26 protein-coding genes and 2 pseudogenes are annotated in these 23535 nt (G+C 67.6%); 17 read left to right on the forward strand and 11 right to left on the reverse strand.

What is annotated here, in order from left to right; translation table 11 throughout:
- The first annotated feature begins 460 nt into the window (after positions 1–460).
- On the forward strand, positions 461–1459 hold the full coding sequence (locus ACWD0F_RS48045; RefSeq protein ID WP_449889249.1) for a zinc-dependent alcohol dehydrogenase family protein: 999 nt from the start codon (positions 461–463) through the stop codon (positions 1457–1459).
- 131 nt (positions 1460–1590) lie between these two features.
- Entirely contained in the window at positions 1591–1962 is a 372-nt protein-coding gene (locus ACWD0F_RS48050; protein ID WP_449889251.1) for an SgcJ/EcaC family oxidoreductase, read from the forward strand.
- Here the strand turns inward: ACWD0F_RS48050 and ACWD0F_RS48055 are convergent.
- Positions 1935–2177 carry a hypothetical protein gene (locus tag ACWD0F_RS48055; protein ID WP_449889253.1) on the reverse strand — a complete coding sequence of 81 codons (243 nt, stop codon included), beginning with the start codon at positions 2175–2177 and terminating at the stop codon, positions 1935–1937. The genes ACWD0F_RS48050 and ACWD0F_RS48055 overlap by 28 nt on opposite strands.
- 165 nt (positions 2178–2342) lie before the next feature.
- Between ACWD0F_RS48055 and ACWD0F_RS48060 the strand changes: the two genes are divergently transcribed.
- The 4 genes from ACWD0F_RS48060 to ACWD0F_RS48075 all read left to right on the forward strand — a co-directional run bounded on the left by ACWD0F_RS48060 (position 2343) and on the right by ACWD0F_RS48075 (position 4728).
- Positions 2343–2648 carry a hypothetical protein gene (locus ACWD0F_RS48060; RefSeq protein WP_449889255.1) on the forward strand — a complete coding sequence of 102 codons (306 nt, stop codon included), beginning with the start codon at positions 2343–2345 and terminating at the stop codon, positions 2646–2648.
- A gap of 20 nt (positions 2649–2668) precedes the next feature.
- Positions 2669–3403 (forward strand): DUF899 domain-containing protein, encoded by a 735-nt coding sequence (locus ACWD0F_RS48065; RefSeq protein ID WP_449889257.1) that lies wholly within the window; start codon positions 2669–2671, stop codon positions 3401–3403.
- Between the two features lie 102 nt (positions 3404–3505).
- The gene (locus tag ACWD0F_RS48070) at positions 3506–3682 is read left to right on the forward strand and encodes a hypothetical protein (protein WP_449889258.1); all 177 of its coding nucleotides are present in this window, start codon (positions 3506–3508) and stop codon (positions 3680–3682) included.
- A gap of 11 nt (positions 3683–3693) precedes the next feature.
- Complete coding sequence (locus tag ACWD0F_RS48075; RefSeq protein ID WP_449889260.1) at positions 3694–4728, forward strand: sigma-70 family RNA polymerase sigma factor; 1035 nt, start codon at positions 3694–3696, stop codon at positions 4726–4728.
- Positions 4729–4789: 61 nt separating this feature from the next.
- Here the strand turns inward: ACWD0F_RS48075 and ACWD0F_RS48080 are convergent, their stop codons facing one another.
- Positions 4790–5728 (reverse strand): NADP-dependent oxidoreductase, encoded by a 939-nt coding sequence (locus ACWD0F_RS48080; RefSeq protein ID WP_449889322.1) that lies wholly within the window; start codon positions 5726–5728, stop codon positions 4790–4792.
- A gap of 147 nt (positions 5729–5875) precedes the next feature.
- Here ACWD0F_RS48080 and ACWD0F_RS48085 point away from each other — a divergent pair, with 147 nt between their 5' ends.
- Complete coding sequence (locus tag ACWD0F_RS48085) at positions 5876–6886, forward strand: GlxA family transcriptional regulator (protein ID WP_449889262.1); 1011 nt, start codon at positions 5876–5878, stop codon at positions 6884–6886.
- A gap of 141 nt (positions 6887–7027) precedes the next feature.
- Here the strand turns inward: ACWD0F_RS48085 and ACWD0F_RS48090 are convergent.
- A pseudogene (locus ACWD0F_RS48090) lies at positions 7028–7570 on the reverse strand (transposase); the annotation flags it as partial.
- A 58-nt stretch (positions 7571–7628) separates the two neighbouring features.
- Positions 7629–8600 (reverse strand): helix-turn-helix transcriptional regulator, encoded by a 972-nt coding sequence (locus tag ACWD0F_RS48095; protein ID WP_449889264.1) that lies wholly within the window; start codon positions 8598–8600, stop codon positions 7629–7631.
- A gap of 61 nt (positions 8601–8661) precedes the next feature.
- Here ACWD0F_RS48095 and ACWD0F_RS48100 point away from each other — a divergent pair, with 61 nt between their 5' ends.
- Positions 8662–10962: an excinuclease ABC subunit UvrA gene (locus ACWD0F_RS48100; protein ID WP_449889266.1), complete on the forward strand. Its 2301-nt coding sequence runs from the start codon at positions 8662–8664 to the stop codon at positions 10960–10962.
- A gap of 321 nt (positions 10963–11283) precedes the next feature.
- Here the strand turns inward: ACWD0F_RS48100 and ACWD0F_RS48105 are convergent, their stop codons facing one another.
- From ACWD0F_RS48105 to ACWD0F_RS48120, 4 genes are all read right to left on the reverse strand, one after another.
- Positions 11284–11565 (reverse strand): GNAT family N-acetyltransferase, encoded by a 282-nt coding sequence (locus ACWD0F_RS48105; RefSeq protein WP_449889268.1) that lies wholly within the window; start codon positions 11563–11565, stop codon positions 11284–11286.
- A 293-nt stretch (positions 11566–11858) separates the two neighbouring features.
- Positions 11859–12188: a hypothetical protein gene (locus ACWD0F_RS48110; protein WP_449889270.1), complete on the reverse strand. Its 330-nt coding sequence runs from the start codon at positions 12186–12188 to the stop codon at positions 11859–11861.
- A gap of 147 nt (positions 12189–12335) precedes the next feature.
- Positions 12336–13643, reverse strand: coding sequence for a ferredoxin reductase family protein (locus ACWD0F_RS48115; RefSeq protein WP_449889272.1), 1308 nt, complete (start codon positions 13641–13643; stop codon positions 12336–12338).
- A gap of 207 nt (positions 13644–13850) precedes the next feature.
- The gene (locus ACWD0F_RS48120; protein WP_449889274.1) at positions 13851–14291 is read right to left on the reverse strand and encodes a hypothetical protein; all 441 of its coding nucleotides are present in this window, start codon (positions 14289–14291) and stop codon (positions 13851–13853) included.
- Positions 14292–14541: 250 nt separating this feature from the next.
- On the opposite strand from ACWD0F_RS48120, the gene ACWD0F_RS48125 reads away from it, so the two are divergent.
- The 5 genes from ACWD0F_RS48125 to ACWD0F_RS48145 all read left to right on the forward strand — a co-directional run bounded on the left by ACWD0F_RS48125 (position 14542) and on the right by ACWD0F_RS48145 (position 17859).
- Entirely contained in the window at positions 14542–14925 is a 384-nt protein-coding gene (locus tag ACWD0F_RS48125; protein ID WP_449889276.1) for a nuclear transport factor 2 family protein, read from the forward strand.
- Between the two features lie 299 nt (positions 14926–15224).
- Positions 15225–15686, forward strand: a complete 462-nt coding sequence (locus ACWD0F_RS48130) for an ArsR/SmtB family transcription factor (protein ID WP_449889278.1) — start codon at positions 15225–15227, stop codon at positions 15684–15686.
- Positions 15683–16369, forward strand: a complete 687-nt coding sequence (locus ACWD0F_RS48135) for a cation transporter (protein WP_449889280.1) — start codon at positions 15683–15685, stop codon at positions 16367–16369. The genes ACWD0F_RS48130 and ACWD0F_RS48135 overlap by 4 nt, the downstream gene beginning before the upstream one ends.
- A gap of 178 nt (positions 16370–16547) precedes the next feature.
- Positions 16548–17135: a TetR/AcrR family transcriptional regulator gene (locus ACWD0F_RS48140; protein WP_449889282.1), complete on the forward strand. Its 588-nt coding sequence runs from the start codon at positions 16548–16550 to the stop codon at positions 17133–17135.
- Positions 17032–17859, forward strand: a complete 828-nt coding sequence (locus tag ACWD0F_RS48145; RefSeq protein WP_449889284.1) for a sporulation protein — start codon at positions 17032–17034, stop codon at positions 17857–17859. The genes ACWD0F_RS48140 and ACWD0F_RS48145 overlap by 104 nt, the downstream gene beginning before the upstream one ends.
- Positions 17860–18157: 298 nt before the next feature.
- Here the strand turns inward: ACWD0F_RS48145 and ACWD0F_RS48150 are convergent, their stop codons facing one another.
- The 3 genes and pseudogenes from ACWD0F_RS48150 to ACWD0F_RS48160 form a co-directional block, all read right to left on the reverse strand.
- A complete protein-coding gene (locus tag ACWD0F_RS48150) occupies positions 18158–18289 on the reverse strand; it encodes a hypothetical protein (protein ID WP_449889326.1) in 132 nt (43 codons plus the stop codon).
- Between the two features lie 131 nt (positions 18290–18420).
- Positions 18421–19218, reverse strand: a pseudogene (locus ACWD0F_RS48155) (CoA transferase); the annotation flags it as partial.
- Positions 19130–19540: a hypothetical protein gene (locus ACWD0F_RS48160; protein WP_449889286.1), complete on the reverse strand. Its 411-nt coding sequence runs from the start codon at positions 19538–19540 to the stop codon at positions 19130–19132. The pseudogene ACWD0F_RS48155 and the gene ACWD0F_RS48160, both read right to left, overlap by 89 nt.
- A 279-nt stretch (positions 19541–19819) precedes the next feature.
- On the opposite strand from ACWD0F_RS48160, the gene ACWD0F_RS48165 reads away from it, so the two are divergent.
- The 4 genes from ACWD0F_RS48165 to ACWD0F_RS48180 are packed head-to-tail and all read left to right on the forward strand — an operon-like array spanning position 19820 to position 23518.
- Positions 19820–20746 (forward strand): Bug family tripartite tricarboxylate transporter substrate binding protein, encoded by a 927-nt coding sequence (locus ACWD0F_RS48165; protein ID WP_449889288.1) that lies wholly within the window; start codon positions 19820–19822, stop codon positions 20744–20746.
- Complete coding sequence (locus ACWD0F_RS48170; RefSeq protein WP_449889290.1) at positions 20743–21234, forward strand: tripartite tricarboxylate transporter TctB family protein; 492 nt, start codon at positions 20743–20745, stop codon at positions 21232–21234. Before ACWD0F_RS48165 ends, ACWD0F_RS48170 begins: the two co-directional genes overlap by 4 nt.
- A gap of 3 nt (positions 21235–21237) precedes the next feature.
- Positions 21238–22737 (forward strand): tripartite tricarboxylate transporter permease, encoded by a 1500-nt coding sequence (locus ACWD0F_RS48175; protein ID WP_449889292.1) that lies wholly within the window; start codon positions 21238–21240, stop codon positions 22735–22737.
- A 7-nt stretch (positions 22738–22744) separates the two neighbouring features.
- Positions 22745–23518 (forward strand): enoyl-CoA hydratase/isomerase family protein, encoded by a 774-nt coding sequence (locus tag ACWD0F_RS48180; protein ID WP_449889294.1) that lies wholly within the window; start codon positions 22745–22747, stop codon positions 23516–23518.
- Positions 23519–23535 lie beyond the last annotated feature (17 nt).

Here is a 23535-nt window from a genome sequence, read left to right on the forward strand (position 1 = left end):
CGTTGATCGAGGTAGACGTCGCATGTGGATCTGACCGTCCCGTGCCCGAACCTGACCACTGCTTCGACCAGGAAGCCGGGGCAAACCCGCAGCTCACATGTGTGACGGAGTATTGACGCCCTTCGCCCGCGACCCGGTCCACGTGTGGCCTCCTCGAACTATGCCTTGTCGGACCGCGACCTTGTTAGTGAAGGTTCGGGCCTTGATCCCTCGATATCCTCCACGATGATATCGTACTCATATAAAATGAGACTCAAACGACAGATCATCGGTAAGGTGCTCAAGCTAGAAAACGGACAAATGGTCACAACTGATGGCGGCGCTGAGCACGTCCATAGCCGGAGTGTACATATTCCTAACCAGTGAGACGATCACTTGTATAAGTGAGACGATTACTCATTGGCCATCTCACTTGCTCGCCATACGGTTGCCTCGACTAAAGAGAGAAAGGCAACTGCTCATGACGAAGAAAGTGGTCTTCGACGAACTCGGCGGACCCGAGGTGCTCAGGGTCGAAGAGGTGGAGCTCGGTGAGCCAGGAAAGGGCGAGCTACGCATCCGGGTGGATGCGATCGGCCTGAACCGTGCGGAGGCCCTGTTTCGGGCGGGCTTCTACTTCTACCAGCCGTCCTTCCCCTCCGCCGGACTCGGCTACGAGGCGGCCGGCACGGTGGAGGCCGTCGGCGAGGGGGTGGACGGGTTCGCTCCGGGCGACCCGGTCAGCTCTGTACCCGCCTTCCTGATGAACGAATACGGCACCTACGGCCAGCAGGCGATCCTGCCCGCCTCCGCCATCGTCCACCGCCCGGACGGTATCGACGCGGTGACCGGCGCCTCGACGTGGGTGGCCTACACCACCGCCTATGGCATGCTGGTGGAGATCGGCCAGATCCGTCCCGGTGACACCGTGCTCATCACGGCCGCCTCCAGCAGCGTCGGCCTGGCCGCGATCCAGATCGCCAACCACCTCGGCGCGATCCCCATCGCAAGCACCCGCACCGGTGGCAAGAGGGAACGCCTGCTCCAGGCCGGGGCCGCCCACGTGATCGCGACCGAGGAGGAGGACCTCGCCGAGCAGGTCCACGCCCTCACCGGCGGCACCGGCGCCACGCTGGCGGTGGATGCCGTCGCAGGCAGTGCCGTCCACAAGGTCTCCACGGCTGTGGCCCCCGGCGGCATCCTTGTCCTGTACGGCGCCCTGGACCCCGTCCCCATCCCCCTGCCGGTCGCCGCCGACCTGCGCAGCCGGGCCATCCATTGGTACTCCTTCTTCGAGCTCACCATGGATCGGCCGCAGCAGCGGCGCCGCGCCGAGCACTTCATCAACGCGGGCCTGCGCGCCGGGACCCTTAGGCCGGTGATCGACCGGACGTTCGACCTCGGCGACGTCGTCCAAGCCCACCGTCACCTGGAATCCAACGTCCAGATCGGCAAGATCGTCCTCACCGTCCAGCACTGAACCACCACGGGCGTCCATCGACGTTGGAAGCCCATTTCCACGCCATCCGCGAGCCTCAGCCGCTAGGTCGCTCACCCCGGTGAAGCATGAGTTCGGATCTTCACGGGCACATGACCGGCGGAGCCGCACCGATGCAGGCTGAGGAGCGTGCTTTGCTCGCCGTATTCGACGCGACGTCCCGCGCGTGGGCGGAGGGCGACGCGAATGCGTTCGTCACGTCGTACGCCGAAGACGCGACGGTGATCCTGCCGGGCGTCTACCTGCGGGGCAGGGCCGACGTCCGCACCGGCATGGGTCATGCCTTCGCTGGGCCGCTGAAGGGATCGAGGCGTGTCCATGAGGTGGAGAGCGTCCGGTTCCTCGGTGGCGACGCAGCCATCGTGGTCACCAGGAGTGCTACCACGTTCCCAGACGAGCGGTGGGAATCGGCGACATGGGCGCTCTCAAGGAGTGACTGCAGGTGGCTCGTCAGGAGTTACCACAGTTGCCCGCCGGGGGGCTGAATCCCACCGAAGCCGACCTGCGGCAGCACACCTTCCAGATGGCCGGGGGACACGCACCCGAGTCCGACGACGCGATCCGGAAGCTGGCCACGTGGGTCCGTCCTGAACTCGGCCTCGCTCAGAAGGAGGTTCTCCACTTCGGAAGCCTCCTCGGATGCCGCGACGGCGCCGGCCGCCGCGATGCCGCTCAGCGGCACGGCAGCACTCGCCGTCATCGCGTCCTCCTCCCTGCATCAGGTCTGAACGCCATCCGATCGCCGCGTGTGCGAACACCTCGGAGCGGACCGATGAGTTTTGGCGACGGACGGCCTCAGTACAGGTAGAGGGTCGGCACGGCGCGAGGCCGCTGGTCCGTCGGGTCCATGAGGAGTGTGGTCAGGATGAGCGAGACGGTTGTGGTGCGGTACGAGACCCGGGCCGGCGCGGCGGCGGAGAACCGGCGGCTGGCCGAGCGGGTGTTCCTCGAACTGGCCGAGGCGGCTCCGCAGGGGTTGCGCTACGCGGCGTTCCTGTTGGCCGATGGGGTGAGTTTCGTCCACGTGGTGCACGTGGAGGGAGAAGACAACCCGCTGTCGCGGTTGACCGCGTTCCAGGAGTTCCAGCGTGGTGCGGCAGACCGCATGGCCGGCCCGCCAGAGAGTGCCGGCGCCACGGTTGTCGGTTCCTACCGTTTCTTCACACCATGATCTAAATGAAGGAGAAGGCAATGGCTCTTCCGCAGGTCGTGTCCCGCGAGGAATGGCTGGCAGCTCGGCTGAAACTGCTGCCGCAGGAGAAGGAGGTCATGCGGGCGCAGGACGCGGTCACCGCACAGCGCCGTGAGCTGCCGATGGTCAGGATCGACAAGGACTACAGGTTCGAAAGCTCCGCCGGAAAGGCCGGCCTCAGCGACCTGTTCGAGGGCCGCACTCAACTCATCGTCTATAACTTCATGTGGAACGAGGGCTGGGAAGAGGGCTGCCCGAGCTGCTCGTTCGCGGTCGACAACGTGGGCCGCCTGGAGCACCTGCACGCCGGCGACACCACGTTCGTGCTCGTCTCCCGCGCGCCGCTGGCCAAGATCGAGAGGTGGAAGGAGCGGATGGGGTGGACGATCCCGTGGTACTCCTCGGCCGGGAGTGACTTCAACTACGACTTCCACGCCACCAACGACGAGTCCGTCGCGCCCGTCGAGTACAACTACAAGGACAAGGCGACCCTGGAACGGGAGGGCTTGGCGTACGCGGTGAACGGCGACGCCCAGGCCATGAGTGTTTTCGTCCGCGACCAGGACACCGTGTTCCACACCTACTCGACCTACGGGCGCGGCGTCGAGGTCATGTTGAGCACCTACCACTATCTCGACCTGACCCCGCTCGGCCGCCGGCGCTACGTCAACGAGTTCCCTTACCGCGACGCCTACGACGGCACGGGGAACCACTCCCACCACGCCCACCACTGAGCCGCACGGCAAGGCGAGTGACGTCTCCGAACGGAGGTGTCACTTCTCCGTCCCGAACACGAAAGTCATGAAATGCACGGGAATCATGGAATGATCGAGTCCATGCCACTCAGGTGGCTACTCATCCTCGTGCTCGCGGGCACCGGACTGTGGTTCTTGTTCCGCGGCGTGCGACCCGGCTCCGGTGGCGCGTCATCGGGCGTCAGCGACCGGATCTCCCACCTGGCCCACGCTCTCATGGCCGCGGCGATGCTCGTCATGATCTGGCCGATGGGATGAGGGGAGGGGCGATGTCGCCGACGGCGCAACGGCAGACGGATAGGGCCGACGGTGCGCCTGACGAGGGGTTCGCCCGGCTGAGTGAACCCTTCCGGCGAGAGTTGCTGGCGCACTGCTACCGGATGCTCGGCTCGATCCACGACGCCGAGGATGCGATCCAGGAGACCTACCTGCAGGCGTGGCGCGGCTACGGCGGCTTCGAAGGGCGTTCCTCGTTGCGCACCTGGCTGTACCGGATCGCGACCCGGGTGTGCCTCAAGGCGCTGGAGGGCAACGGCCGGCGGCCGTTGCCCTCCGGGCTGGGCGGCCCGAGCGAAGATCCGGACGAGACGCTGCGCCCCCGGCTGCCGGAAGTGCCATGGCTGGAGCCTGCTCCCGACATGTTGTTCGGTGCCGCGCCGGCTGATCCGGCCGCCGTCATCGAGGCGAGGCTGACCCTGAGGCTGGGATTCATCGCCGCGCTGCAGCACCTGCCCGGCAGGCAACGCGCGGTGCTGATCCTCCGCGACGTGCTGGCCTGGCGAGCAAGTGAGGTCGCCGGCTTGCTCGGCACCACGACCGCCGCGGTCAACAGCGCGTTGCAGCGCGCCCGCGCGCAGCTCAGCCAGATCGCGCCCACCGAGGACGGGATCGCCGAGCCGACCGACCCTGCCCAGCGGGCGCTGCTCGACCGGTACGCTGCCGCCTTCGAGAACGCCGACCTCGCCGCATTGACGGGAGTGCTCACCGAAGACGCGGTCTGGGAGATGCCGCCGATCCCCACCTGGTTCACCGGCAGGGAAACGATCGGACGGTTCCTCGCGACCAGAATTCTGGCCGCCGGCGACTACCGTATGGTCCCGGCGGGCGTCAACGGGCAGCCCGCGTTCGGGTCCTACGCGCGCGGCCACGATGGCGTGTATCGGCCGCACGCGCTTCAGGTGCTGACCGTCACGGGCGCGGGTGTCGCGCGGGTGGTCGCGTTCCTCGACACCGACCTGTTCACGCCGTGCGGACTGCCACCAGCGTTGCATGCCACCGGCGCCCCGAAGCATCGAGCCGGTTAGCCGCCTGCACCTTCCGATCATGTCATCCGCCGGATCGGCCCGCGACCCGCTGAACCGGGCTTCAGCGGACGACGGTCAGCACGATCTTCCCGGTGGTGCGGCCGGTCTCGCCCTGCTCGTGGGCCTTGGCCGCCTGCTCCAGTGGCAGAACGGTGTCGATCTCGGCGCGCAGCCGCCCGGCCTCCACGAGTCCGGCGATGGCCCGCAAACCCGCGTGGTCAGGTTCGACGAAGGTGAACCCGGTGCGGATGCCGAGCCTCTCGGCCTCGCCGGCAGGTGGGACGTCGGCCCACGAGGCGAGGGACACGAGGGTGCCTCCCCTGCGCAGTACTCTCAGGGATCGCAGCCCGTAGTCGCCGCCGATGGTGTCGAGAACCACGTCGACGTCGCGGACCGCCTCGGCGAAGTCGACCTGGGTGTAGTCGATCACTTCATCGGCGCCCAGGGCCAGCAGGAACGGGTGTTTGGCCTCGCGCGCGGTGCCGATCACGTACGCGCCGCGCGCCTTGGCGATCTGCACGGCCAGGTGGCCGACGCCACCGGCGGCGGCGTGGATCAGCACGCGCTGGCCGGGCCGCAGGTCCGCGGTCTCGGTCAGGCTCTGCCAGGCGGTCAGCGCCGCCAGCGGCAGGGCGGCGGCCTGCAAGTGGTCGATGGTCGCGGGTTTGCGCGCGAAGTGACGCGTGGGGGCGGTGACGTATTCCGCGTAGGCGCCCGCCTGGTGCGGGAAGCGGGGCATGCCGAACACCTCGTCGCCCGGCCGGAAGAGCGTCACTCCCAAGCCGGTGGCCTCGACCACGCCGGATACGTCATAGCCGAGAATGACCGGCTCACCCCAGAGTCCCAGCCCGCCACTGGCCCGGGACTTCCAGTCGGTCGGGTTGACACCCGCGGCGTGCACCCGGACCAGGATCTCTATCGGACCTGGGCTCGGGCGCTCCACCTCGATCTCCGTGAGGACCTCTGGGCCGCCCCAGGTTCGCGGGCTCATCGCGCGCATACGTGCGGCGGCGGGCGTGCTGTCGTTCACCGAATGTCCTGTTCCGTTTCCTGGGGATGCACCGTGTCGTGCAGCCGGTAACCAGAGTGCGCGACGGACGGATGGACCGGCACTGGCTTGATGGTCATCATGTGACAGGATCTGGCCATGCACCGTGTCGTCGTCCTCGCCCTCGAAGGCGTCATCCCGTTCGAGCTGAGCATCCCGGCGCGCATCTTCGGCAGCGCCGAGCATGCGAATGGCGAGCCGCTCTATGAAGTGATCGTCTGCACCTTGGACGGACGGCCCGTCAACAGCGACGCGGGATTCGCCATCGCCGTCCAGCATGACGCGAAGGCGCTGGCCGGCGCGGACACGCTGGTCATCCCGCCCTCCAGCGCGCTAGACGTGATCCGTGAGCACGGATGCCTGCCCGAACCGCTGGTAGGTGCCTTGGCGCTGCTCCGGCCGGGCATCCGGATCGTGTCGATCTGCACGGCGTCGTACGTGCTGGCGGCCGCTGGTCTCCTCGACGGCCTGCCTGCCACTACGCATTGGAGGGTCGCCGAGCACTTCCAGCGGACCTTTCCCCGAGTGAAGGTGGACCGGAACGTGCTGTTCGTGGACGCCGGCGACGTTCTCACCTCGGCGGGTGCCGCGGCGGGGGTGGACCTGTGCCTGCACCTGATCCGCCGCGACCACGGCAGCGCGGTGGCCAACCAGGCGGCTCGCCGCTGCGTCGTCCCGCCGTGGCGCGACGGCGGCCAGGCCCAGTACATCGAGCACCCCGTTCCCGACGCGTCGTCGGCCACCACCGCCCCGACCCGCGCCTGGGCGCTGAAGCACCTGCACCAGCCGCTGTCATTGTCCGAGCTGGCCCGCCACGCCCGGATGAGCGTACGAACCTTCACCCGGCACTTCCGGGCAGAGGCGGGCATGACCCCGGGCCAGTGGCTCACCGCCCAGCGTGTGGAGCTGGCCCGGCAACTGCTGGAGACCAGCGAACTGTCGATCGACCATGTTGCCGACCGGGCGGGGTTCGGCACCGCCAACTCGCTCCGCCAGCACTTGCGCGTCGCCCTCGGCACTTCCCCTGCGACCTACCGCCGCACCTTCCAGGGATCACCCTGTACGAAGACGCCTGTTCCTGAGGATATCCAGCCCGGAACTCCGCTATGAACCAGCCGCGCCCTTATGCCCCTCTCGCACCAACTCGAAGTAGCGTTTCTGAACCGACGAGGGAAGCTTGTTGTGAGCCCAACGAGGCATGCGAGGTTCTCCTTCGAGAAGGTTCGCAACCATCGATAGAACTCCCGCGGGGTCGAGCGGCCGGTTCTGCCATTCCGTCATCCCGTCCATCGTCTGCTTGGAGACTTCGGCGCCGTACACCTCGGCCAGGTGAGCCGAGATCTCCCCGGTCGTCAGCCCCTTGGCGGCCAGCGAGATGACCATTTCATCGACGCCGGACAGGCGCCGCTGCCGCTTGCGCACGATCTTCGGCTCGAAACTGCCGTCCCGATCGCGCGGGACAGTGATCTCCACCGGCCCAACGTCGGTGATGACCGTCTTGGAGCGGGCGCCGTTACGGCTGTTGGTCGTCTCGCCGCCGGAGCGCTGGTGCTTGTCATAGCCGAGATGGTCGGTGATCTCACCTTCCAGCGCGGACTCCAGGACCAGCTTGGTCAGCCGGCCCAGCAACCCGTTCTCACCGACCAGTTCCACACCCTCGGTGCGGGCCTGATCGACCAGCCGGGCCACCAGCTCCCGGTTCGACTCCTTCGTCTTGGCGTCTTTGGGCTGCTTAGCCGCCACCGCGGCGTCCTCCAGGTCGATCTCCGTCGATGCCTGGATCACAGTACTCATCAGGTGCGTTCTCCTTGATCAGGAGTTACACCAGTGACCGTACAGTCCCTATCGAGGGCTATGGGTGTCCCTGAGGCGTGGAGCACGTGACAGAGTTGCTCAGACGCTCTGCGGCTGCACCGATGTAGTGCGCAAAGTTCTGGGGCGATTCGACCGTGAACGCGAGCCCGGAGAGGATCAGCACGCTGGTTAGCCACTCGAAAGAGTCGACTTCGGCGTGGTACCGCGTACGGTGGGGTCCGATCGGGGTCAGAGTTCCATCGACGCGGTGCAGTCTGGCCAACGCGTCTTCGAGCCCCGCGTGAAGTGTTATTGCGATGCGGTGGCGGGGCGTGCGAAGCATGTCGTCGAACCAGGCGGGCAGGTCGTCCGTCGGAGGCTTGCGTGACTGGAACGTCTCCGTCGTGAGGTGGGCCTGCCTGATCCGATCCAGGCGAAAAGTGCGCCAATCGGCGCGGATCGTGTCCCATGCAATCAGGTACCAGCGCGAGCGGCGGTTGACCAGACGAAGAGGCTCGACGGTTCGGACCGTGTCGCCATCGCCGTTGCGGTGGTGGAAGGTGAGCTGGCGGTGACGCTGTATCGCCTCGGTGACTACGCGGAAAAGGGCCGCTTCGGGAAGGTGCTGCACCGTCTCCGCGATCGTGACGGCTTGATCGATCTGATCAGCTTGCTTCCGAAGGTTCGAGGGCAGCATGCGCCGGATCTTGTCCAGAGCCGAGTCCATCGCGCGGTGGTCGAAGTCGATGCCGACGGCACCGGAACGCGCCATCTGCAGTCCGAGCATGGTCGCGATTGCCTCCGTGTCGCTGAGCATGAGCGGAGGAAGCGCGGTGCCGCTCGTCAGCGTGTAATGACCTCCAGGGCCCCGGCTGCTTGCAACGGGATACCCGAGTTCGTCGAGCCGTTGCAGATCGCGACGGAGCGTTCGTGGACTTGTTTCGAGTGCTTTCGAGAGATCACTAGCGGACCACTCGCGGCCGGTCTGAAGGAGAGCCAGCAGCGCCAGCATGCGCTCACGAGTGTCCATCAGTCGATCCTCGTCCCAAATGTGGTCATTTTCTGGCCACATTCCATCGTACGGTCGGAACATGGTGGATCACACGACGAACGATGACCGAGTTGACTGGATCACCGTGGAGGGTGCACGGCGGAACAATCTCAGAGGCGTGGGAGTCCGCGTGCCGAAACATCGTGTCACCGCGTTCACCGGCGTGTCGGGGTCGGGCAAGTCCTCGCTGGCCTTCGACACCATCGCCGCAGAAGGCCAGCGCCTCGTAACCGAGACATACCCCGTGTTCGTGCGCGCACGGTTGCCGAAGCATGCCCCCGCAGAGGTCGACCGGATCGACGGGTTGAGCTTCACGACGCTCGTAGATCAGCGACCCTTCTCCGGCGGTGTGCGCTCGACGGTGGCGACCGCGTCCGACATCGCGCCGCTCCTGCGGATGCTGTTCTCACGCGCAGGGGCACCTTCGGCCGGTTTCACTCCTTCGTACTCGTTCAACGATCCACGCGGAATGTGCCCTGGATGCGAAGGCTTGGGGATCGTGGACGACATCGATCTCGACGCGTTGATCGATGAGACGAAGACCTTGGGGGAGGGGCCATTCCGTTTCTCGGCTTTCGCGCCGGGAACATATCGGTGGAAGCGACTCCTCCACTCCGGGCTCGCCGACCGCGACCTGCGTTGGGCGGACATGCCCGAGGCCGTGCGTCACGATCTCCTCTATGCGCGTGACATGACGCTGTCATCGCCGGGTCCCGAATATCCGAAGTCGAGCACGTTCGACGGTGTCATCCCGAGGCTGCGAGATTCCTACCTGCGCAAGACGCCGTCTCGGCTGACGCCGACTGAACGCGAGGGACTGGCGCGCATCATCACCAGCGGGCCGTGTCCGCAGTGCGACGGAACCCGGCTCAATGAGGCGGCCCGCGCCAGCCTGATCGACGGTCGATCGATCACCGACTGGGCGGCGATGTCGGTCGCCGAGCTGAGAGATGTCGCCGCCGCCACGAAGATTTCGGAGGTCGCGCCGCTGCTCGCCTCCCTTGCGCGGCAACTTGAGGCCCTTGACGAGGTTGGTCTCGGGTACCTGACCCTGGATCGCACATCGTCGACACTGTCTGGTGGGGAAGCGCAGCGCGTGAAGCTGGTTCGCCACCTCGGCAGTGCGCTCACGGATGTGACATATGTGCTCGACGAGCCGAGTGCGGGATTGCACCCGCATGACGTCCATCGGCTGCTCGACCTGCTGGGCCGGTTGCGCGATGCTCACAACACCGTGCTTGTCATCGAGCATCACCCCGATGTGATCGCGGACGCCGATCACGTGATCGACCTCGGTCCCGGGGCGGGAGAGAACGGCGGATCCGTCGAGTTCGAGGGGACGCCTGCGGAGCTGTACGACTCGGCGACGGTCACGGGGCGCGCATTGCGAGAGCCCCTCGTGATCAACGAGTGTCCGCGCCCCGCCCGCGGGCAGGTGACCGTCACGAACGCGCACAGCAACAACCTCGCGGGCATCACCGTCGAGATCCCGCTCGGCGTCTTCACTGTCGTGTCCGGCGTGGCAGGGTCTGGCAAGACCACGCTCGCCGCCGTCGAACTTCCCCGCCAGCACCCGGAGTTCTCGGTCATTGGGCAGGCGCCGCTGCGAGGAGGTATTCGATCAACTCCGGTGACCGTGCTGGGCATCGCCGACGGCATCCGTCGTTCCTTCGCCCGTGCGAACAACATGGACCCTTCATGGTTCAGTCCGAACTCCCGTGGCGGGTGCCCAGCCTGCAACGGGAAAGGAGTGATCGTCACCGATCTGGCATTTCTCGACGATGTCGAGACTGTCTGCGAGGCGTGCGGTGGGACACGCTTCAGCCCCGATGTTCTGGCTGCCACCCTGCGCGGATTCACGATCGCTGACGTTTTCGCCATGAGGGTCGACGAACTGTCGCGATTGTTCAGGGACGATGTGGATGTCGTGCGGAAGGGGCAGTGGCTGAACCGTGTGGGGCTGGGCTATCTTCGGATCGGGCAGTCGCTCGACACGCTTTCCGGCGGAGAGCGCCAACGACTCCTTCTTGCCAAGCATCTCGGTGAGCACCCGGACCCTCATGCTCTGATGATCGTGCTCGACGAACCGACCGCCGGCTTGCACATCACCGACATCGACCGCATCCTCGCACTCATCGACGACCTCGTTGACGGTGGCGCCACAGTCGTCGCTATCGAACACAGCCGGCGCGTCATCGCCCACGCCGATCATGTCATCGACATCGGGCCGGGCGCGGGAGACAAGGGCGGGAGAGTCGTCTTCGTCGGCCCTCCTTCACGTCTCGCCGACTGTGATGAGAGCTTGACTGCTGCGCACCTCATCCGCGAAAAGCTCCGATGAAAGCGAGTCTCATCAGGGCTTCGTTGGTCCCCCTTTGGTCCCCTGAGCGCCTCTGCCGTGGGTGCTGGTGATCAACGGGTTCTGGACCGGTGGCTTGCTGTTGATAAAATGCCAAGAGGGTGACGGTGCCGGCCGTGGCCAGCCCGCCCGACAGCGCCCGCCCCAAACCGGCCCCGAGATGTGGGCTGCGCTCTTCGAGCCCATGGTCGTGAGCTGTGGAGAGCCGAGCACGCCGGCCTCCAGGCGGCTGAGGTCGAGCAGGTTCTCCACCAGCCGGATCAGCCTGTTCAGCGACTTGTCGGCGGTCGTCGCTCGACTACCTCAAGGCCCGGTTCGCCGCATCTCTCGCTTGAACCCGTCATGCCTGCGCGCGAAGCCCAGCGCGGGGTAGAAGCGGTGGGATTCCTCGCGCCTCTTGTTGCGGGTCAGTTGGACGAGGGCGCAACCACGTGCGCGTGCTCGCGCAACCGCGCGTTCCATCAAGGTTGGGCCGAGCCCGCCGCGGCGACGATCCGCGCGGATTCGCACCGCCTTGATGAGTGCCCACTCGGCATCGCCCTTGCCGAGCCCGGGGATGTAGGTGGCCTGCAGGAAGCCCACCACCGTGCCGCCATCGCCCCAGCCGTCGGCATTCCCACCAAGACCGGCATCTCGTTGCGCGGGTCCGCGTCGATCGCCTCGAAGACATGCTCGTACGCCTCCTCGACCACGATCGCTGCCGGGTCCACGCTCTGCTCTTCGTCGGCCAGTAGGGCAAGGGCTGGAGGCAGATCGGCGCGGGTCGCGCAACGCAGCGTAAGAGCAGGCACGGGCCCAGGGGCAGCAGACAGCAGACATGGCACAGACCACAACGGTCTCCATCGGAGGGCCTCAGGCCCAGCCCGGCGGCGTCCCCGTTATGACTGCCCAGCTGATCGAGGGGCGTCCTCATAGAAGCTCAATCCGGCATGTTCCGGGTCGGTGTAGACCTTCACCGACCCGTCGGGATACGCCGCGAACGGGAGCATGACACCGTCCGGACATGGGTGCAGGAACATCAGCGTCGGGCCGACGACCACGAACGAGCGGGCCAGCGGCGTGGCGTGCTCGGTGCCGTGCTCGGCCCGCCACCGGCTCACCCGATCGGCCGCGCCGGGCTGGGTGGCGACGTTCTCCACCTTTCCGATCAGGTCCTCGATGGCCACCCGATCCAGGATCTCGATTTGCAAGTGCCGCGGTTCCTCCATGTCATCCTCCTTGGCTTGTTGAACGGGAACACCGGTCAGTTCTGGATTGCCGCGAAAGCAAGGCAGGTGAAGACCAGGAGCAGGCCGGCGACGATCGTCATCCGGGTCATGTAACTGTGGCGCACGGTTTCCTCCGAAATAGGCAGCTCAGACCCATGCGAAGCGCTCGGTGTGGATGCGGTCGACGGGTATGCCGATCCCCGGGAGAGCGGCCTCCATGGCGTCGAGCATCAGGTTCGGACCGCAGATGAAGAACTGGAAACGCGGACAGGCGGACGGCAGGTGCCGGCGTAGCATGTCGCCGTTGACGTAGCCGCTCTCTCCCGTCCAGTCAGGCGGAGGTTGTGAAAGTACCTGCACGACCCGCAGGTTCAGCCGGTCGGTGAGTTCTTCGATCTCCTCGCGGAACGGGATGCTGTCCCAGTCACGGTGAGCGGAGAAGAGCACCACTGGCCGCACGTCGCCGCGGTCGGCGAGAGTCCGCAGCATACTCAGTGCGGGGACGATGCCGACCCCGCCGGCGATCAGGCAGAACCCGGCGCCCTCGTACTGGTCGATGGAGAACACCCCGTGCGGACCGTCGACGTAGACGGTGGTGCCGGGCTGTACCGCGCTGATGCTGGAGGTGAAGTCTCCGGCTGCCTTGATGGCGACGGCGACCGTGCCGTCTGTCTCGGCGCTGGAGGAGAACGAGAACGGGTGCGAGGTAACCGTGAACGGCGACCTGCCGACGGTGATCCAGGCGAACTGACCGGGGTGGAACCGCAGTCCGTCATGCCCGCGCGGGCGTAGCACGAGAACAGTGGTCCTGCCACGCTCAGGGATCACTTGTTCGACCGCCCACGGACGTCGCCGCAACCGCACTGGCCGCAGGACCCGAATCCAGAGGAGCAGCCCCACGAACACCGCCGACATGATCGCCCACAGCACCTGCTTCCACACGCTGTCGACGTAGTAGTTCACCAGCAGTACGTGAACCAGCGCCGCTACAATCGCGACCGTGGCCAGCACGGTGTGCAGCACCTGCCACACCTCGTACGACAGCCGCAAGCGCCGACGCCACATCGACGTCACCATGAGTATCAGCACCGCCAGCACCGACAGCACGGCGAACCGGGCTCTCCACGGTAGGTCGGTCAGGGCGAAGGCGGTGACCACGCCCGGACCTGACAGCGCCATATGCGTCAGGACGAACGCCAAACCCACGTAACCAATTTGCCGATGGAACTGGATCACCGCATCGGTGCCGAACGGCTCGGCGACGGCACGGACCCGCGCGACGAGGGCGAACTCGACTCCCATCAAGGCCAGGCCAACGAACCCGAGCGCAACGGAGAAGTCGGTCCAGAAGCCCTGGCCCGGGCGGCTCGTGCCTATCAACGCGAACCCCAGGGGCGCCACGCAGACTCCCAGAAACACGCCGACCCACACGATCCCCTGTGCCGTCGGCCTCATGCCAGATTCCCCGCGGCGCCACGGACGCACCCCAGAGCCCGGTCGTCGACGCAGCCCAAGCCCGCCACAGCGCTCAACGGCGTCGCCCACACGTGCTGCCGCCGGGTCCGCTCGGTGACCACATCGAACACTGATCCATCGTCAATACCGCTCACTCCCCCGCGATGAGCTGCAACGTTCACGATCTGGGTACCCGTGCGGACCTTGTCAAAAACGACTCCAGCATCCGGCCCCAGACGGACCGGGACCTGTTGTTGTCGGGACTGGTGTGGCCGGTGCCGGTGGGTGCCCGCTCACTCCGGCCAGGTGCAGTTTCCGGGTGCCGTGCTCGATGAAGATCAGCACATACAACCGTTTGAGCAGTATGGTTTCGACCACGAGGAAGTCGCACGCGGTGATCACGTAGGCTTGAGCGGTCAGGAATTGCCGCCAGGTCGGGCCGGCTCGGCGGGGCGCGGGATCGATGCCGGGCCGTGATTCTTCAAGGCCGGCGCAGTTGGTCTTCGCCGGCCGGATGCTCGTCCGCCGGCGGCTGCCCGGCCCGCTCCATTTTGAGTCCAACGCGTCGAACCCCCGCTGGTTGAAGGCGTGGATGCCATCGCGTACGCAGTCCTCGCCGACCTGCATCAACGAGGTGATGTCCGGCACGCTTTGGCCTTGCCGGCTCCGCCCACTCAACCCCGCACTGTGATCTCAGCCACGCCTGGGCGCGGCGCGGCGTGTTCCCGGCGCACCATGCGAGGCAGCGAAAGCCACGCTGACCTGGGTTGTCCCCCTTGAGGCCCATCCGGTCCGCAGACCTTCGGGCGCATCGCTGCGAACGTTCTTCTGGCGGCATGTCGAGAATGCTCGGCCGGCACCGACCGATCAGTGAACAACGACGAATCAGGGAGAGATCATGTCCGCTGTCAACCAGTCCACGAACAAGCAGACCGTCGAGCGGTACATCGACGGGTTCAACAAGTCCGACCACGAGCAGATCCTGTCGTGCCTGACCGACGACATCGAGTGGACCGTGTTCGGCCACTACCGGATCACCGGCAAGGAGGCCTACGACGCCAACATCGAAGGGCTGGACCCGGTCGGCGTTCCCCCGAAAGTGACGATCACCCGGATGGTCGAGGAGAACGACGTCGTCATGGCGGAGATGACCCTCGAAGCACTCCAGAAGGACGGCACCGTGATGCGCGCCGCGATGGGGGAGGTGTTCGTGATGCGCGACGGTCTGATCCGCGAGCGCCGGGCGTACGTCGTGCCGCTGACCGAGAACGACTACAGGTGACGGACGGTCACGCAGCGGGGCTCCCCTCCTCGTTCGGATTCACTCCGCCTCCGCACCCCGACCGCTGAGGATCACCGGGGGCGGTCGCCGGGCCCCAGCAGGCTGGTCAGCTCGGCGATCGCCTCCGGCGAGGGACGGAAGTAGCGCGTCGACGAGGATCCCGCTGATCAGCGGGCCCGCCGTAGACACCCGTGGAACCGTTGGCGCCAGTGCTGGCCAGGCCGCTGAGGACTGCCGGCGGTGGTGGGCGGCGTCGCAGGACTTGCGATGACATCGGCATATCGGGTTATCATCGTCATGTGGCGATCAATTCTGATGGTGGCCGGTGTGTCAGTGCTGACATCGCCGCCGGCATCTCCCCGGCGGCGGCGCTGTTCCACTCCCTGGCCGATGAGACCCGGCTGCGCATCGTGGCTCGGCTGGCCCGTGGCGAGGCCCGGGTGGTGGATCTGACCACCCAGCTCGGGCTGGCCCAGTCCACCGTGTCCAAGCACCTGGCCTGCCTGCGCGACTGCGGCCTGATCGACTACCGCGTCGAAGGCCGCCAGTCCTTCTACTCCCTGACCCGGCCCGAGCTGATGGACCTGCTGGCCTCCGCCGAGCGCCTGCTGGCCGCCACCGGCCACGCCGTGACGCTGCGCCCGGTGCACGCCACCCAGCCCGCGGCCGCCACCCATGGCGGCCTTCAGGCTGAGCTCGACGAAGACCTCAAGCGCCTGGGCGAGCAGCGGGGCGAGATCGCAGGGGAGGCGGTGTCATGACCACGCTGAACCTGCCCGCCCCGGACCGGCGGACGTTACTGCAGCGCCGCATCCGGCTGCTGGTCGCGGCGACCATCACCTACAACGTGATCGAAGCCGCCGTGGCCATCACCGCCGGCACCATCGCCTCCTCGGCCGCGCTGATCGGGTTCGGCCTCGACTCCATCGTCGAGGTCGCCTCCGCCACCGCTGTGGCCTGGCAGTTCTCCGCCGCCGACCATGAGCGGCGCGAGAAGACCGCGTTGCGGATCATCGCGATCTCCTTCTTCGCGCTGGCCGCGTACGTCACCTTCGACGCCGTACGCGCCCTGCTCGGCGCCGGTGCAGCCGAGCACTCCACCTCCGGCCTGATCCTGGCCGCCGTGAGCCTGGTCATCATGCCGTTCCTGTCGGCAGCGCAGCGCCGCGCAGGCCGCGAACTCGGCTCCGCCTCCGCGGTCGCCGACTCCAAGCAGACCCTGCTGTGCACCTACCTGTCGGCGGTGCTGCTCGTCGGGCTGGCGCTCAACAGCCTGTTCGGCTGGTCCTGGGCCGACCCGATCGCCGCCCTGGTCATCGCCGCCGTGGCGGTGAAGGAAGGCCGCGAAGCCTGGCGCGGGGACACCTGCTGCGCCGTTCCCACCAGCACCCAATTCGGCAGCACGGTGTCCGAGGCTGACGGCTGCGCGGACGGCTGCTGTTGACCCGCCCCATAGCCGCCGGAGGTGACGCCGTGCCTCGACACCGTCGTGGTCGGGTGAAGTGATGGAGGTCACTACCTCACTTAGTAATCGGTACCGCATCGTTTACTAAGTCAGCCCTCACCACGGTCAACAAGGATGTGCCCGATGTGGTGTTGATCCGCCCGGACGGGCACATCGGTTGGCGTGGCCGCCCGGCACCAGCATCGAGGCGGTCGCCCAGCGCGCCGGCGTGGCGAAGCTGACTGTCTACCGGCGCTGGCGGGCCAAGGACGACCTGCTGATGGCCGCGCTGGAGCATGCACGCACACCCGACATGGACGCGGCACCGGTCGGCCAGTCGATCGACGACCTGGTCTCCTCCGTCGCCGAACTCCTCAGCCAGCCCCGCTTCCGCGCGCTGATGGCACGGGTCATCGGCGCCTCGGTCGACTACCCGAAGCTGGTGATCGCCTACACCGAGCGCTACCTGCGGCCGCGCCTGGACGCCCTGGCGCGGATCGCGCAGCAGGCTGCGGGGAAGGCCGGCCATCGGTCCGGGGTGTCCGGCGGCGGCGTTGCCGGCGCGGCCGCAGGTCACGATTCGTGGGCGCCGGAACCCTGCCCAGCGTCCCGGTCGTTCTGCCGAGCGAGTGGCTCCACCACGCGAAACGGGAGGAACGGTCGTGGTCTTCAAGCGGATGGCCGGTGCTTTCGGTGCCGACGCGCCTTCGATGGAGACCTTTCTGACCACGTCGCGAACGCAGCCGGGCGGCACGCTGTCCGGTGAAGTACGGCTGAGGGGCGGACGCGCCGACGCCGGTGTCGAACGGATCGCCCTGGGCCTGGTCGTACGGGTTGGCCAGGCGCTCGGGGACAATGGCGGGCAGAGCGGGCTCGAGAAGATTGCGTACACGCAGATCGGGGGCCCTTCGACGCTCCGCCGGGGCGAGGAACGGACGATCGAGTTCCAGATGACGGTGCCGTGGGAGACACCGATCAGCGAGATCGGCGGCCGGCGTCTGACGGGTCTGGCGTTGGGCGTGCGCGCTGAGATGGCCGGCGCCACGGCGGTCGACCTCGGCGATGTGGGCCTGGTCGCGGTGCGGCCCGTGCCGTCGCAGCAACGCGTGCTGCAGGCGTTCTCATGGCTCGGCTTTCACTTCAAGCGCGCTGCCGTGCGGACGGGCCGGCTGGCCGGCGTGCATCAGGATCTGCCGTTCTATCAGGGGATCGAGTTCTACGCCCCGAGCCGGCACGCGGGGGTCGTCCACGAGGTCGGGCTGGCGTTCTTCCCGAGCCTGTCCGGGCTGGCGGTGATCCTGGAGGCGAACCCGCGGAGCGGACGATCGTCTTCTGACAGCTCCGCCGGGCACTTCCGGATGAGTCATGCGGAGGCGCTGCATACGGACTGGCCCAGCGAGGTCGACCGCTGGCTGGACGGGCTGGGCCATCACATCCGCGGGCAGAGTCGCGAGCAGTGGCGACGCGCGAGACCGGACGACGGACGATGACCGGCAGCCGGACCGGGCAGCCGGGGTGCGAGGGATCGCCACCGTCATGGTGAGGTCGTAGAACGGGGTGTTGCTGGGAAAGAGCTTGGCCGAGGTGGTGGAGCCGGGTCCGTTCGTGGAGGCGTTCACCAGGAGTGGTCCGTTCAGCAGGCCGGCGGTGAACGCCTTTCGCAGTGTGCGTCCGCTTTCGGGGCCTGCGGTGGGGCTCTTGATGACGCGCAGGCCGGCGTCGGCGAAAACTGTGTCGAAGGCTTCGGTGAACTGGCTCCGGGACGGCGGCGTTTGCTGAAGTCCCACTTCATGGGGTTCCCGTCCAGCGGGGGTTCGAGCTGCCGACCGACTCGTACGGGCGTTCCCAGAACAGCGGGTTCCTCTCGATCTCCACCGGGAACCGGAGCCGGCGCACCGGGCCGTGCGGGGTGGCGTACACGCGGTCCTCCACCGGACCCGTGAGCGGCAACCCGATCGGGCCTCTTCCGGGGGCGGTCCCGCGTCGGCGAGGAGGGCGGCGGTACGAGCCAGGGAGAGGCGCCACACCGAGCCCCTGCCCGTGGTGACGAGCCGGGTGAGGCCGGCGATCGCGGCCGCCGCGACCTGGTAGCCGGTACGCCAGGGGCCTGTCCAGCCGTACGCGTTCAGCGCCACCTCCACAAGGTTGGGGCGGGTTGCCCGGCGGAGGCCCGGTGGCACCAGTCCGTCGATCGCCCCCGGCCGGTAGCCGTGGACAAGGATGTGGGCGTCGGCCAGCAGATTCAGGAAACGTTGTCTGCCCTCGGCGGTGCGCAGATCGAGTACCGCCCACCGCTTGCCCAGCATCACGTCGGTTCCGCCGCCTCGCCAGGCGGTCTCGTCCGCGTCCGGAGCGTCCAGCCGCAACACCTCGGCGCCGCAGGCCGCGAGGAATCGGGTGCCCATGGGGCCGGCGACAACCCTGGTCAAGTCGAGCACCCGGATGCCGGCCAATGGCCGCCCGGGCGTCGGCCGCCAGAAGTCGTCCAGATCGTTGCGAGGTACCGCGGCACTGCCAGGCCCGGTGGTGCGGCTGGGGTTCGAGGCGCGAGGAGCGGCGGAGCCTGATGACGCGGCGGGCTCGCGACCTGTGGCGATGATGGGTTCCATGGCGACGTGGCGAGCCTTCGGGTGCGCCCGCCACTCCGACAGGCTCCGGCTGGCCGCTACGGCCGCCCCCGCCTCGACGAGGACATCCTCGATCTCATCGGCCTCGTGCGCACGCACCACCGCCGCAACCGTCCCCGGATCCTCGGGCACGTCAAGGGCGCCCGCGATGCGTGCCCGGAGCCGGGGAAACAGCCCCTGCACCCTGAGCCAGCGATCGTCGGCCGTCCTGAACTCGGTCATCCACGGGTTCCCGGTGCTCAGGGGCCCGGGGCTGCGGGGTGAGCGGCAGTGAGGGCCCGACGGGCAGGTCGAACCAGCCGCTGGACAGCGTGCGGTCCACTCGTACAGCGGGAAGGGGGCCGCCGCACGTGGAGACGAGGCGGCTGAGCGCCAGGCCGGCCGCGGCGAAGCTCGCCGCGGCGAGGTCGGTCACCGCGAACGCCGAGTGCAGTGCCCGGTCGCCGGTGACGGTGACGCGGGACAGGTCGGCGGCATCGCCGTCGAGGCAGGACCAGATGTCGGAGAGGAATGAGCGGGTCAGCGGATGCTCGGAGGAGGTCACGTCCGCGGAGTGAGTAGAGAGATGGTCATGCGGGTGAACCTTGCCACGCAAGGGAACGACCTGTCCAGAGTGGTAGTCATAGGAGCTGTATCGGACGGTTTGCGACGAGTGCACCATTGACACCCTCTGTTACCTCCCCTTAACGTCGCTGCAAAGCATCCGGTGTGCGGACTTTTGTTCGCTATGCGGTTGTATATCGAGCAGAGGCGGACGCTGATGACCTTCAGGCGGCGAAGCGCTGCGATGGCGGCGGCAATGATGATGCTGGGTGGTTGCTCGGTGATTCCCGGGTTCGGAGACGACGGTCCTTATCCATCGGATGAGCTGACCTTCGTCGTCCCGTACGGACCCGGTGGATCCACCGATCCCATCGCCAGGCAGTTCACCCATCAACTAGAGAAGAAGCTGGGCACCAAGATCGTTGTGGAGAACCGCGAGGGCGGCTCGGCGACGATCGGGACCAGCAGGATCGTCAAGGCGCCGCCTGACGGCTACACGATCGGGCTGAGCTCCAACAGCGCGGTCGCCTACCAGCCGATCCTGACCGATGCCCTGCCCTACCACTCGACGGCCGACTACCAGCCGCTGGTCAAGCTGGCGGATCTGCCGACGATCCTGGCGGTCAGGGCCGATGCCCCCTGGAAAACGTTCAAGGAGTTCATGGACGACGCCCGCCGCCGGCCGGGGGAGATCAAGATTTCGAACTCCGGCGCGCGTACCGCCCCCGACCTGACCATCCAGCGCCTGAGCCAGGCGGGCGGGGTCGAGTTCACCGGCGTTCCGTTCAGCGGCGGCGGCGGCGAGGCGCTGACCGCCCTGCTCAGCGGGGAGGTGGACGCCTGCGCCGGATACGCCCCGACGGTCAAGGAGCACGTGCGAGCCGGAAAGCTCCGGGTGCTCGGTGCCTTCCACAAGGGCGCATACAAGATCTTTCCCGGTGCCGAGTCCGTGGTCGAGGCGGGCTACGACGTGACGCTGCCGGCCTCCTACTACGTCATCGCGCCCAAGGGCATCCCTGCTGACGTGCTCGGCCGCCTCCAGAAGGCGGCCGACGAGACCGTGCGGTCACCCGAGTTCCTCCGGTTCGCCGAGGACAAGGGCTACGTCCTGGAGAACCTGAACCCCGATCAGGTCACAACCGAACTCGACGAATACCAGACGGAGTACGAGCGCCTCAACGCGTTCATGGAGGAGCGACCGGCATGACAGTTACCGCGACCACGTCCCTCGACGGGGTACGCCGCGGGCGAATGATCGTCGGCGCCGTGCTGTTCGTGACCGGCGCCGTCTATACCGCGCACGCGTTCACCCTTCCGATGGGCACGCTGGCCCAGCCCGGGGCCGCGATGTTCCCGATCATCGTCGGGGCGGCCACGCTCGTGGTCAGCGTGATCACGATCGTCGAGGCGAAGTTCACGGTCAAGGTGAGCGGCGAGTACGAGCGGCCCGCGCCGGGCCGGGCCAAGATCGTGCTCGGCCTGGCCGCGACGATCCTGGCGTACCTGCTGCTGCTCCCGCTGCTCGGCCAGTATCTGGCGTCGGTGTTGTTCGGGGCGGCGGCGGTCTGGCTGCTCGGCACCCGGCCGTGGTGGAAGGCCGCCGTGCAGGGAGTGCTGCTGGGGCTGGTCATCTCGTACGTGTTCCTCGAACTGCTCGGTGTGCGCCTGCCCGCCGGCGCGCTGACGGGAGGCTGAGCGGTGAACCCCATCGAGGGCCTGCTCACCGGCCTGCAGTCGGCGCTGAGCCCGGAACTGCTGCTCGCCTCGCTGATCGGCGCCCTGGCCGGCACCGTGATCGGCGTGCTGCCCGGGCTCGGCCCGGTGGCGGGCGCGGCGCTCGTGCTGCCTCTGACGTTCTCGATGTCGCCGATCGTCGGCATCGTCATGATCGCGGCCATCTACGTCGGCTCCATGTACGGCGGCTCGACGACCGCGGTCCTGCTGAACATGCCGGGTGAAGCCGCCTCGGTGATGACCGCCGTGGACGGGCACGCGCTGGCCAAGAAGGGCCGCGCGGGCAGCGTCCTGAGCATCATGGCGATCGGCTCGTTCATCGCCGGTGCGATCGGCGTCATCCTCGTGACGTTCTTCTCCCCGGTGCTCTCGGGCGTCGGCCTGTTCTTCGGCCCGGCCGAGTATTTCGCGCTCATCGCCGGCGGCCTGATCGCGCTGGCCCGCGTCTCCGGAGGGAGCCCGGCCAGCGGGTTCCTGCCGATGGTCGTCGGCGTGATGCTCGGCACGATGGGGCAGGAGGCGATCACCAGCACGTTCAGGTACACGCTCGACGTGCCGGAGATGGCCCTGGGCGTGGACCTGGTCCCCGTGGCCATCGGCCTGTTCGGGATCGCCGAACTGCTCATGCTGATCGAGAACCCGGGCAGGTCCGCGCGTCCCACCCCCGTACGGTTCAGGGAGCTCATGCCCACCCGGAGCGAGTGGCGCGACGCCCTGCCCGCCTGGGGACGCGGCTCGGGCGTGGGGTTCCTGTTCGGGCTGCTGCCGGGGCCGTCGGCGACCCTGGCGAGCTTCGCGTCGTACCGGCTGGAGAAGAGCGTCGCCCGCAACCGCGCCAAGCTCGGCTCGGGCGCGGTCGAGGGGTTCGCGGGGCCCGAGGCCGCCAACAACGCCGCCGCCATCGGCGGGCTCGTGCCGCTGCTGTCGCTGGGCATGCCGTTCTCGCCGACGTTCGCGCTGGTGATCTCGGCGATGGAGGTGCAGGGCATCACGCCGGGTCCGCTGCTGATCGAGGACAACCCCGGGATCTTCTGGTCGCTCATCGGCGCGATGTTCGTGGCCAACCTGATGTTGCTGGTGCTCAACCTGCCCCTGGTCGGCGTGTGGGTGCAACTCCTGCGCGTGCCGAAACAACTGCTCTTCCCCGGCATCGTGATCATCGCGGCGATCGGCTGCTACAGCGTGCGCAACAGCCTGCTCGACGTGTACATGCTGGCCGTCATGGGGGCCGTGGGCTACCTGCTGCGCAAGTTGTCCTTCAACCTCGCCCCGTTCGTGCTCGGCCTGGTGCTGGGCCCGCTGATGGAGAAGCACCTGCGTGAGGGCCTGTTCCTGAGCCGGGGCGATCTCGGCTACTTCGTTGCGCGCCCGATCGCCGCGACCCTGTGGGCGATCGTCGCGGTCGTCCTGTTCGGTGGCGCCATCTGGCGGCTGCTCAGAAGAAGCAACAAACAAGGAGGGTAACGGGCACGTGTCCGTCGACATAGAGGTACGGGGGCAGATCGCGGAGATCGTGCTCAACCGGCCGGAAGCGATGAACTCCATCGACCCTGAGACCAGGATCCTGCTGTACGAGGCCTGGGAACGCGTGGGCGCCGACGACTCCATCCGGGTGGCGGTGATCACCGGGGCCGGGGACCGGGCGTTCTGTACCGGATCGGACCTGAAGCGCACGATGCCGCCGCCGGAGTCGTACGCGCAGGTGGCCTTCGCCGGCGCCGGCGACCATCTGCTCAAGGGCTTCCCCAGGGACAAGCCGGTGATCGCGGCGATCAACGGGTACGCCATCGGTGGCGGCCTGGAGATCGCCCTGGCCTGCGACATCCGCCTCTGCTCCCCGAACGCCCAGTTCGGCCTTGCCGAGGTGCAGATCGGCAGCATTCCGGGAGCGGGCGGCACCCAGCGGCTGACGAGGGCGATCGGCCAGTCGATGGCCATGCAGATGCTGCTCACCGGCGAGCGTATCGACGCCGCGGAGGCCCACCGGGTCGGCCTGGTCAGCGAAATCGTCCCGGCCGCTGACCTGCTCGCACGGGCGCGGGCGCTCGCCGAGCGCATCGCGCGCAACGCGCCGCTCGCCGTACGGGCCGTCAAACGGCTCGCCACCGAGGGGCGCGACCTCCCGCTGGAGCGCGGCCTGGAGATGGAGCGGTACGCGTGGGGCCTCCTGCGCGACACCGAGGACCGTATCGAGGGCCGCCGGGCCTTCGCCGAGAAGCGCACCCCCCGCTACCAGGGCCGATGACCGGACCATTCACGAAA

The sequence above is a fragment of the Nonomuraea sp. NPDC002799 genome, from assembly GCF_053592075.1.

Bases quoted from the DNA above. Each gene is read 5' to 3' on its own strand.
- ACWD0F_RS48045 (WP_449889249.1), top strand. From the start codon at position 461: ATGACGAAGAAAGTGGTCTTCGACGAACTCGGCGGACCCGAGGTGCTC.
- ACWD0F_RS48050 (WP_449889251.1), top strand. From the start codon at position 1,591: ATGCAGGCTGAGGAGCGTGCTTTGCTCGCCGTATTCGACGCGACGTCC.
- ACWD0F_RS48055 (WP_449889253.1), bottom strand. From the start codon at position 2,177: ATGACGGCGAGTGCTGCCGTGCCGCTGAGCGGCATCGCGGCGGCCGGC.
- ACWD0F_RS48060 (WP_449889255.1), top strand. From the start codon at position 2,343: ATGAGCGAGACGGTTGTGGTGCGGTACGAGACCCGGGCCGGCGCGGCG.
- ACWD0F_RS48065 (WP_449889257.1), top strand. From the start codon at position 2,669: ATGGCTCTTCCGCAGGTCGTGTCCCGCGAGGAATGGCTGGCAGCTCGG.
- ACWD0F_RS48070 (WP_449889258.1), top strand. From the start codon at position 3,506: ATGCCACTCAGGTGGCTACTCATCCTCGTGCTCGCGGGCACCGGACTG.
- ACWD0F_RS48075 (WP_449889260.1), top strand. From the start codon at position 3,694: ATGTCGCCGACGGCGCAACGGCAGACGGATAGGGCCGACGGTGCGCCT.
- ACWD0F_RS48080 (WP_449889322.1), bottom strand. From the start codon at position 5,728: ATGCGCGCGATGAGCCCGCGAACCTGGGGCGGCCCAGAGGTCCTCACG.
- ACWD0F_RS48085 (WP_449889262.1), top strand. From the start codon at position 5,876: ATGCACCGTGTCGTCGTCCTCGCCCTCGAAGGCGTCATCCCGTTCGAG.
- ACWD0F_RS48095 (WP_449889264.1), bottom strand. From the start codon at position 8,600: ATGGACACTCGTGAGCGCATGCTGGCGCTGCTGGCTCTCCTTCAGACC.
- ACWD0F_RS48100 (WP_449889266.1), top strand. From the start codon at position 8,662: ATGGTGGATCACACGACGAACGATGACCGAGTTGACTGGATCACCGTG.
- ACWD0F_RS48110 (WP_449889270.1), bottom strand. From the start codon at position 12,188: ATGGAGGAACCGCGGCACTTGCAAATCGAGATCCTGGATCGGGTGGCC.
- ACWD0F_RS48115 (WP_449889272.1), bottom strand. From the start codon at position 13,643: ATGAGGCCGACGGCACAGGGGATCGTGTGGGTCGGCGTGTTTCTGGGA.
- ACWD0F_RS48125 (WP_449889276.1), top strand. From the start codon at position 14,542: ATGTCCGCTGTCAACCAGTCCACGAACAAGCAGACCGTCGAGCGGTAC.
- ACWD0F_RS48135 (WP_449889280.1), top strand. From the start codon at position 15,683: ATGACCACGCTGAACCTGCCCGCCCCGGACCGGCGGACGTTACTGCAG.
- ACWD0F_RS48170 (WP_449889290.1), top strand. From the start codon at position 20,743: ATGACAGTTACCGCGACCACGTCCCTCGACGGGGTACGCCGCGGGCGA.